Source organism: Thermomicrobium sp. (assembly GCF_053493975.1).
In genome coordinates this window covers 1-9466 of record NZ_JBRBZA010000065.1, presented here as the reverse complement: position 1 = coordinate 9466, position 9466 = coordinate 1, and the positions used below count along the sequence as shown (strand labels likewise).

At 64.0% G+C, this 9466-nt stretch carries 9 protein-coding genes; 1 reads left to right on the top strand and 8 read right to left on the bottom strand.

Features of this window, described 5'->3' with window-relative positions:
* Nucleotides 1–522: 522 nt before the first annotated feature.
* The 8 genes from ptsP to ACWIVK_RS10700 form a co-directional block, all read right to left on the bottom strand.
* Entirely contained in the window at nt 523–2235 is a 1713-nt protein-coding gene (gene ptsP, locus ACWIVK_RS10735; protein WP_448576685.1) for a phosphoenolpyruvate--protein phosphotransferase, read from the bottom strand.
* Nucleotides 2235–2519 carry an HPr family phosphocarrier protein gene (locus tag ACWIVK_RS10730; RefSeq protein WP_448576684.1) on the bottom strand — a complete coding sequence of 95 codons (285 nt, stop codon included), beginning with the start codon at nt 2517–2519 and terminating at the stop codon, nt 2235–2237. Before ACWIVK_RS10730 ends, ptsP begins: the two co-directional genes overlap by 1 nt.
* Before the next feature lie 37 nt (nt 2520–2556).
* A complete protein-coding gene (gene dhaM, locus ACWIVK_RS10725) occupies nt 2557–2958 on the bottom strand; it encodes a dihydroxyacetone kinase phosphoryl donor subunit DhaM (RefSeq protein WP_448576683.1) in 402 nt (133 codons plus the stop codon).
* A 134-nt stretch (nt 2959–3092) separates the two neighbouring features.
* Nucleotides 3093–4607: a glycerol kinase GlpK gene (gene glpK / locus ACWIVK_RS10720; RefSeq protein WP_448576682.1), complete on the bottom strand. Its 1515-nt coding sequence runs from the start codon at nt 4605–4607 to the stop codon at nt 3093–3095.
* A 53-nt stretch (nt 4608–4660) separates the two neighbouring features.
* Nucleotides 4661–5320, bottom strand: coding sequence for a dihydroxyacetone kinase subunit DhaL (gene dhaL, locus ACWIVK_RS10715; RefSeq protein ID WP_448576680.1), 660 nt, complete (start codon nt 5318–5320; stop codon nt 4661–4663).
* A gap of 51 nt (nt 5321–5371) precedes the next feature.
* Nucleotides 5372–6373 carry a dihydroxyacetone kinase subunit DhaK gene (dhaK, locus tag ACWIVK_RS10710; RefSeq protein ID WP_448576679.1) on the bottom strand — a complete coding sequence of 334 codons (1002 nt, stop codon included), beginning with the start codon at nt 6371–6373 and terminating at the stop codon, nt 5372–5374.
* Nucleotides 6374–6422: 49 nt separating this feature from the next.
* Complete coding sequence (locus tag ACWIVK_RS10705) at nt 6423–7130, bottom strand: MIP/aquaporin family protein (protein ID WP_448576678.1); 708 nt, start codon at nt 7128–7130, stop codon at nt 6423–6425.
* A 107-nt stretch (nt 7131–7237) separates the two neighbouring features.
* The gene (locus tag ACWIVK_RS10700; RefSeq protein WP_448576677.1) at nt 7238–8947 is read right to left on the bottom strand and encodes a glycerol-3-phosphate dehydrogenase/oxidase; all 1710 of its coding nucleotides are present in this window, start codon (nt 8945–8947) and stop codon (nt 7238–7240) included.
* Nucleotides 8948–9258: 311 nt separating this feature from the next.
* Between ACWIVK_RS10700 and ACWIVK_RS10695 the strand changes: the two genes are divergently transcribed.
* Nucleotides 9259–9466, top strand: a 208-nt coding sequence (locus ACWIVK_RS10695) for an ATP-binding cassette domain-containing protein (RefSeq protein WP_448576676.1), incomplete at its 3' end; no start/stop codon positions are given.

Here is a 9466-nt window from a genome sequence, read left to right as displayed (position 1 = left end):
CACGGCGTTATGCGCACTTCGCCTTGACAGTCGATGATCTTCCCGCCGTCTACGAGAAGGCACGAGCGCGCGGCTGCTTGGACGGAGAGACGTTCGCCCACCACCTCGTCCAGCTCCCGAACGGGAATGTCCAACTCTATGGCCGTGACCCGGCTGGCAATTTGATCGAGGTCGATTGGCCCGACATCGCGTCACTCCCCGCGGAACTGCAGGCCCAGTGCGTCCGACTCGAGGACCGGTACCCGCAGAGTGCCTGGAATCGCCAGGCCACGTTGTTCCTCGAGGCACGCCCTGCTGCATGTGTGCTGGTGGCTCGGTGGGGGCATCCACTCGTCGAGACGGTCTCGCTGAGAGCGGACGTCTTGCGACAGGCGAGGCACTCCAGGGACGAGAAGCGAAATCTCGCGCCCGTGCCTCGTTCTCGCCGCCTCGACTACTGCTCGCTCGGCACTCGCCCCAGACCGCGGGCTTGTGCGCCGATGACCGAGCTTCCTCGGCGCATCTGCGGACCCTCAGCTGACGTCAGAGCCCCGCACGAGCCTGCTCGACGACCGCTCGCACCTCGGCGGCATCGCTCGCGTTCAGTGCTGCACGCGCGACCTGTTGCGCCGCCTCGCGCGACCATCGCCGTACCTCGTCCTTGATGGCTGCGACCCGCGAGGGCGCTGCGCTCAGTTCATCGACTCCGAGCCCGATCAGGACGGGTACTGCCACCCGATCGCCGGCAGCTTCCCCGCAGACCCCGACCCATTTTCCGCAGGCGTGAGCCGCCTGGCAGACCTGATCGATCAAGCGCAGCACCGCGGGATGCAGGGGATCCTGGTAGTCACTGAGTTCCGGATGTCCCCGATCGGCCGCCAACACATACTGCGTCAAGTCATTGGTCCCGATACTGAAGAAATCGACTTCGATCGCGAATCGTTCAGCGAGCAAGGCGGCGGCCGGCACTTCGACCATCATGCCGAGCTGAAATCGCTCGATCGACTGCCCCGCAGCTTCCAACGCCCGTGCGACCTCGGTCGTGACTGCACGCGCCCAACGGAATTCTTCGACGGTGGCAACCATCGGGAACATGATGCGCAGATCGGGATAGCCGAGCCGTAACAGGACGCGCAACTGGGTACGCAACAGATCCTCGTAGCGCCGCAGCAGGCGTAGCCCACGAAGCCCGAGAAAAGGATTGTCCTCTTTCGGGAGAGGCAGATAGGGGACAGGCTTATCACCGCCGATATCCAATGTTCGGACTACGAGTGGCCTACCGCCGAGTACCTCGGCGATCGCCCGGAGTGCTCGCTCTTGCTCTTCTTCGGTGGGCGGCTCGTCTCGATCGACGAAGAGGAACTCCGTCCGGAGCAGGCCGATCCCCTCGGCGCCTGCATCGATCGCAGCACGCGCTTCGGCGGGGCGGCCGATGTTCGCGCCGACCTCTACCCGATAGCCATCGCGCGTGCGCGCTGGCTCGAAGCGCTGTCCCTCGGCCCGTTGTCGTTCACGCTCGTGAACTTTTTCAGTTGCCAGCGCCTCCTCGATCTCCACTGGATCGGGTTCGAGGACGAGCTGCCCCTCGTAGGCGTCGAGCAGCACCGAACTTCCCTCCGCGACCGCCCGGAGTTCCTCTCCGACCTGCATCACCGTGGGAAGACCGAGCGCCCGCGCCAAGATCGCCACGTGCGACGTCGGGCCTCCACTGACGAGAGCGAGACCGCGGATTCGTTCCGCAGGCAGTGCGACGACGTCGGAAGGAACGAGATCTTCCGCGCACAAGACGACGGGTTCCGGTGGCAGCTCCGGGGAGGCGCTGTCGCCCATGAGATGACGCAGGACGCGTTCCCCGATGTCCTCTACATCAGCCGCCCGTGCCCGCAGGGTCGGGTCTGGCAAGGCGCTCAGCAACTGAGAGAAGCTCTTGACTGCGTCTTGCCAACTCGCTGCCGGGGACTTCCCCTGTGCGATCCCCTCCCGGTAGGTCTGCTCCAAAGCGGGATCATCGATCATCAAGAGTTGGGCCTCGAGGATAGCCAGTTCCGACGCGGGGAGGCGGTCACGCGCGGACGCGATCAACTGCTCGAGTTCGGCGCGAGCCAGCGCTCGTGCCTGCGTCAGTCGTTCGATAGGGTCGCCGGCTTGCTCATCGGCATGGGGACGCTCGGCTTCCGCCGATCTACGGAACCACCAGCAGCGCCCGATCGCCACGCCGGCAACCACTGGCGCGCCGCGGAGTACCTGCCGCCCCATTACGTCGTCTCCTCCTGTGCCAAGGTCTGCTCGAAGAGTTGCTTGAGCGCTGCCAGTGCCTCGCGTTCGTCCTCGCCCTCCACGGCCACCTCGATCTCATGTCCGCACTCTGCTCCGAGACCCAGGACACCGAGGATCGACTTGGCATCGACATACGAGGTGTCACGCGTCAGCGAGCGCACCCGAATCGCCGAGCGATAGCGAGCGGCCGTCTGGACAAAAAGCGCTGCTGGGCGCGCATGCAAGCCGGAACGATTGACGAGCCGGAAAATAGCTCGTTCCATGTCGCCTCCCGAAAGACTTGTCGACCGCGCACTGACGCTAGAGCGCACTTTTCACCATGGTCACCGCCCGCTGGGCCGCCGCCTCGACCTCCTCGCAGGACTTTCCCACTGAGGCCTCGATTGCCGCGATCACGGCACCTTCGACGAGCGCCGCTTGACTGATCCGAACGCGCTGGCGCGCTTCCTCGTCGAGCATGTCGATCGCGGTACGCGCTCCGAGCAGGGCACTGCCGAGGTCACCGAGCACCAGGACTTCGTCGGCTTGTTCCAGTGCGCTTTGCAGCGCTTCCAGGACCTTGGTCACATCGGTGCCCAGTTGATCAGCGGCGACTCCGCCGACCGCATAGATCGGCACGGCACCTTTCGCGATCTCGAGCGCGAAGTCGCGAGTGCCTTCCGCGATTTTGGCACTGTGCGAAACGATCACCAAGCCGACCACACCGTGCCCTCCATCGAACGACCGATCATCTGACACGAGATGGATGGCGACGGAGCGCCGCAGCGCGGAGCGCCTGACGCTCCGTCACCGTTGCCCGCTCGCCCCTTTTCGAACCGGTCGGGCAGTGCGCTCGCCTAGAGTTCGACCCAGCCGAAGCTCCGCTCGACCGCCTTCTTCCAACCCCGGTAGAGGGCGTCGCGCTGTTCTGCAGCCATGTGTGGATGCCAGCGCTTGGCCTCTTTCCAGTATCGGGCGATCTCCTGCTCGTTCGCCCAATAGCCGACCGCCAGTCCCGCGGCGTACGCCGCGCCCAGCGAGGTCGTCTCCGTGACGACCGGCCGGACCACTGGCACGTTCAGAATATCCGCCTGGAACTGCATCAAGAGTTCGTTTTGCACCATGCCACCATCGACGCGCAGCTCTGCCAGCTGGATGCCCGCGTCCGCCACCATCGCATCGACCACGTCGCGCGTTTGGTAGGCCGTCGCCTCCAGCGCTGCCCGCGCGACGTGACCCCGGGTGACGAAGCGGGTCAAACCGACGATCACGCCACGCGCATCCGCGCGCCAGTACGGCGCAAAGGCTCCCGAAAAATAGGGGACGAAGTAGATACCCCCGTTGTCCTCGACCGAGCGTGCGAGTGCTTCGACCTCAGCCGATTGGCTGATCAGACCCAGGTTGTCGCGCAGCCACTGAACGAGCGCACCGGTAATCGCGATCGATCCCTCCAGCGCATACACGCAGGGACCATCCCCGAACCGGTACGCGACCGTCGTCAGCAAACCGTACTTGGACGGAACGATCTCGGTCCCCGTATTCAGCAAGAGGAAGCAGCCGGTGCCGTAGGTATTCTTGGCCATGCCCGGCTGTAGTCCTGCTTGCCCGACGAGAGCAGCTTGCTGGTCACCCAGATCACCACACACCGGTACCCGCGCGCCGAGCGGACCGTCGTCGACCGTATACCCATAGGCGTTCGGATCGGACGACGGGCGGATAGCCGGCAACATCTGGCGCGGAATGTGCAGGATACCGAGTATTTCGTCGTCCCAGTCGAGGGTCCGGAGGTTCATCAGCATGGTCCGGCTGGCATTGGAGACGTCGGTGACATGAGCACCACCGTTCGGACCACCGGTCAACCACCAGATCAGCCAGGTATCGATATTCCCGAAAAGAGCGAGGCCCTTCTCGGCGTCAGCGCGGATCTGCGGATGAGTCTCCAAGAGCCAGCGCAGCTTGGGGCCGGAGAAATACGTGCTGATCGGCAACCCCGTTCGCTCGCGGAACAGCGGACCGTAGCCCTCGCGCTCCAGCTGGGCGCAGAGTTGATCGGTGCGGGTATCCTGCCAGACGACCGCGTTACAGTACGGTTGACCAGTCTCTCGGTTCCAGACGACCGTCGTCTCGCGCTGATTCGTGATACCGATCGCCGCGATCTCGCTCCCGCGGATTCCCGCCCGCTCGAGCGCGGTGCGGACCACCTGTTGGGTCCGCTCCCAGATCTCCAGCGGGTCATGTTCGACCCACCCAGGCTGTGGATAGATCTGCTGATGTTCGCGCTGATCGATCGCGATTACGTTACTCTCGCGATCGAAGATCATGGCCCGCGTGCTCGTCGTCCCTTGGTCGATCGCGAGCACGTAGCGACTCATCGTCCACCCTCCTCATGTCTCGATCCGACATTGCCACCGCTTACAGCAGTCTGTCACGGGGACACCTCGTGCGGCGACTGCGTCATCGTCCAGGCCTCGGCAGCCGCCCGCAGCAGTAGTGCACTCGACGTCGCACCGGGATCTTGGTGTCCGATCGAGCGTTCACCCAGATAGCTCGCTCGCCCGCGCCGGGCTTGCAGTGGAATCGTCGCGCGCATCCCCTCTTCGGCCGCCACGACGGCCGCCCGCAGGGCGGTGGCTAGATCACCGCCCTGGGTCAACTCCCGATCGAGTGTCTCGACAGCCGGCAGGAGGGCATCGATCATCGTCTTGTCGCCTCGCTGCGCCTGGCCACGCTGAGCGACCATCTCGATCGCGGCCCGCAGCGCCGCCACCCACTCCTGCGCACCCACCTCGGCCCGTCCAGCGACTCGCTTGCCGAGCTCGAGGAACAGCGTGCCGTAGAGCGGCCCCGACGCCCCCCCAACGGTTGCGAGCAACGTCATGCCGACGAGCCGAAAAGTCGCGCCCAGCTCGGTCGGATGGTCATTGTCGAGCTTCTGGAGGACTGCTCGGAAACCGCGGTCCATATTGGCACCATGGTCAGCATCGCCAATCGCTGCGTCGAGCTGGGTCAGATAGTCCCGATTCGCTCCCATGAGCTCGGCGGCTCGACGCATCCACGCCAATGCCCAGTCAAGGGTCAGATCCATCGCTTCCCCCGATCTCTCCGCCGTACGCCTCGTTGGCGATGCTGCCGAGTCTCACCGTCCCCACCGCAATGCCGGCGTCTGAACCGGGTGATCCCATAGTTGCAGCATCTCGTCGTCAGCCCGCAGCAACGTGATGGAGACACCGGCCATCTCGAGCGAGGTGATATAGGCCCCGATCAGATTGCGGGCGATCGTGATACCACGCTCGGCACACATCGCGGCAACCTTGCGATAGACGATATAGAGCTCAAGGAGCGGGGTCCCACCCATCGAATTGACCATGCAGATGACCCGATCGCCCTCTCGGAAGGGCAGGTCACTCAGAATCGGTTCCATCAACCGCTCGACGATCTCGTCCGCTGGCCGCAACGGCTCACGGTAGCGACCCGGCTCACCGTGGATACCGATACCGATCTCGACTTCCTCTGGCCCGAGTTCGAACGTCGGCTTACCGACATGCGGCACCGTGCAGGACGTCAACGCCATCCCCATGCAGCGTCCATTTTCGGCTACTCGGCGACCGAGCTCCGCCAAGCGGTCGAGCGGATAGCCGAGTTCTGCTGCCGCCCCGAGAATCTTTTCGGCTAGCACGGTCGTGCCTGTACCGCGACGCCCCTGTGAATACAAACTCGACTCGACCGCGACGTCATCAGCGATCAACACCGACTCGACGGCGATACCGTCGCCGCGCAGGAGGTCCGCCGCCAGCTCGAAATTCATCACATCACCGGCGTAATTTTTCACGATGAGCAGCACCCCAGCGCCACCGTGAACCGTCTTGGCAGCCTCGTACATCTGATCGGGTGTCGGCGACGTAAAAACCTCACCCGGGCAGGCTGCATCGAGCATGCCGTACCCGACGAATCCACCGTGCATCGGCTCGTGCCCACTACCGCCGCCGGAGATGACTGCTACTTTGCCGGTTCGCGGTGCATCGGCTCGGTACACGAACTTGGGCTCCAAGCTGACCTTTACTAGGTCAGGATGGGCTACCGCCATTCCTTCCAGCGCTTCGCGGACTACCTGCTGTGGGTCGTTGATCAGCTTTTTCATGACTGCGTTCTTCCTTTCTCCACACCGAATCGAGGCCAGCACACCCCGCTTACGCGAGAGTCACTTCGAACAGGAGCGAGCCCGCGATACCCCCGATGATCGGCCCGACGACCGGGACCCACGCGTACTGCCAATCCGAGTTCCCCTTGCCCGGGATCGGCAAGATCGCGTGCGCCAGGCGCGGTCCCAAATCACGGGCTGGATTGATCGCATAGCCGGTCGGTCCACCAAGCGAGAGACCGATGCCCCACACCAGCACGCCGACCAAGAGCGGTGCGAGTCCGCTCGCCAGTTCGTTCGCCAGAATCGCGCGGACTCCGAAGACCAACATCAACGTGCCGATGATCTCAGTCACGAGATTCAGTGGATAGTTGCGAATCGCTGGTCCAGTCGAGAACACCGCCAACTTGAGGCCTGGATCCTCGGTGGCTGCCCAGTGCGGCAGGTAGGCAAGCCAGACCAGAACAGCACCGACAAACGCCCCGACGAACTGCCCAATGATGTATATGGGGACGTCGCCCCACGCGAGCTCCCCGGTGACTGCCAACCCGAGCGTCACTGCTGGATTGATGTGCGCTCCGCTGATGCGCCCGACAGCGTACACCGCGACCGCGACCGCAAAGGCCCATCCAGCAGTGATCACGATCCAGCCAGAATTCTGTGCCTTGGAACGCGTGAGCAGCACCGCTGCCACGACACCATCGCCGAGGAGAACCAAGATGAGTGTCCCGATCAGTTCCGCTAGAAAGTTATCCATTGTTTCCCCTCCCTTCGAAAGGATTCAACGAGCGTCCCCCGACTGCGCCTCGACTGCTCGACCTCCTACCCGGCACCACCCCCTTTCGATCTGACCCTGCACCGTCGCTACGGCACGACCGAACCGGGCACGAGACGGTCGGCCACACCCCGCACCGCCCCGCAGACCTCGAGCACGTGCTGCCGATAGCGCTCGACCTCGCGCTGCCGGTGCTCTGCCGACCACCCGAGTTCCCGAGCCATCAGGTCGCTGACCTCCGCTGTGGCCTGGTTGCCGTGGTCCCAATCGAGAAACAAGATGAAGGTACGGCGCTCGAAGACATCATCGAGGTGTCGAGCCTGCTCGTACCGGGTAGCATAGACGACCTCAGCCAAAAGATATGGCAAATGCGTGACGATCGGTCGGGCCAGGTGGCTCTCCTCGGCTGCCAGGTCGAGCACATCTCGAGCCGCTGCACCGTAGCCGCGGAGCAACCACGGGACATGCGCCTCGAGCCCCATCTCGCGCGCCTGCGCCGTCACCGTCTCGACGACCTGCTTCCAGTCTCGGCGGCGAGCCAGAGGAAGCTGGGCAGTCACATGCCGGATCGGTCGCCCCAACCGACGCTCCACCGCATCGACCGTTTCCTCAGCCATGGCACGGAACGTCGTGAGCTTCCCTCCCAAGATCGAGATCAGCCCATTGGCGTGCTCGATGAGCTCGTGCGATCGGGACAATCGCGCCGTCGTTTCCACCAGTCCGCGCCGGATCAGTGGACGGTAGCCCGCATAGGCGCTGATCACATCGGCACGCGTCAACGTGGTCTCGAAATAGCGATTGGCATGGTCGAGCAAATAGTCGATGTCCGCGTCGGTCGCCACGGGAGTCTCGAGCGGCCCCGACCCCGTGTCGGTCGTCCCGAGAATCGCTACGTCACCGTACGGTCGATACGGCACGACGAACAACAGCCGCCCATCGTCGGTTTCCGGCAGGACGACTGCCACATCTTTCAGACCGATCCGTTCGATCGGGAGAATCAGGTGCACTCCTTTGCTCGGAGCGATGTGGACCACCGGTGGCTCACCGGTCAGACGCTCCAATTCCTCGCCCCAAATCCCGGTCGCGTTCACGAACACCTTGGCGCGCACCAGCAGGTCCTCACCGTTCACCCCGTCGCGCACCCAGGCCGCCGCCAACCGCCCACCTGCTTTCTCGAAGCCGACCACGCGCGCGTAGTTGACGATCACCGCACCCCGCTCGGCTGCCGATGCCAAGACATCGAAGACGAGTCGAGCGTCCTCCGTCCGGGCGTCATAATAAGAGTAGGCCGCTAAGAGTTCCCGTGTCCGCAGCGAGGGCACCCACTCCGCAATGCGAGCCGAGGACACACTGCGATGCCGTCCGACGTTGAGTCGTCCTGCCAACAGATCATAGGTGGCTAGGCCGGTGCGGACCAGCAACGCCTGCAACGCCGGCTGCTGCGGTAACCAACCGATGCCGAGAGGCCGTCGATTGAAGCGATACAAAGGTAACAGAAACAGTAACGGCTCAACGAGCAGCGGTGCATTCGCGAGCAGTCGTCCTCGTTCCTGGAGGGCCTCGCGAACCAATCCGATATCGAACTGCGGCAGGTAGCGGATCCCTCCATGAATCAGCTTCGTTGACCAACGGCTCGTTCCGCTCGCAAAATCACGCCCCTCGACCAGCGCCACCCGTAGTCCTCGCGCGGCCGCATCGAATGCGACTCCAGCCGCCGTGATCCCACCCCCGATGACCAAAAGATCGAACTCTTGCTCCCGCAGGCTTTGAATCGCCTCGTCTCGCCAGCGCAGGAACATGGCCGATTCGCCCTTCGCTTGCCGATTTTCTCTATCTATTACCATTGTAGCCAGGAGGGCCGCACTGTCAACGCCCCGCGTGCATTCTCACCGCTGTCGTTCGCCACGGCTCAGCGGACGAGCACCCCTCGAGCGACCGCGTCGGGAACGCACGTCCTCTCGTCATCGGGCTACGGTCCTCACGACGTGCTTGCACCATCCGCGTAGACTCCGCGTTGCCTGCACACGCTGCCTCACTCGGTTATTCTTCGGCTGACACGGAACGTCACCCCGAAGCGGACGACGTCAACAGGAAGGCAGGGCGGGCAACGATGGTCAGCCTCCCGCTCTCTACCGAAGCGAGCGACGCCGCGATCGTCGCGGAGGGAGTCTCTCGCGTCTTCGGTCCGCTGCGGGCGATCGACCGCCTGACAGTCGTGATTCCCCGTGGGGTGATTTACGGTCTCCTCGGGCCGAGTGGATCCGGCAAGACGACGTTTCTCCGCATGGTGGTCGGTGCGCTGCGCCCCAGTGAGGGGC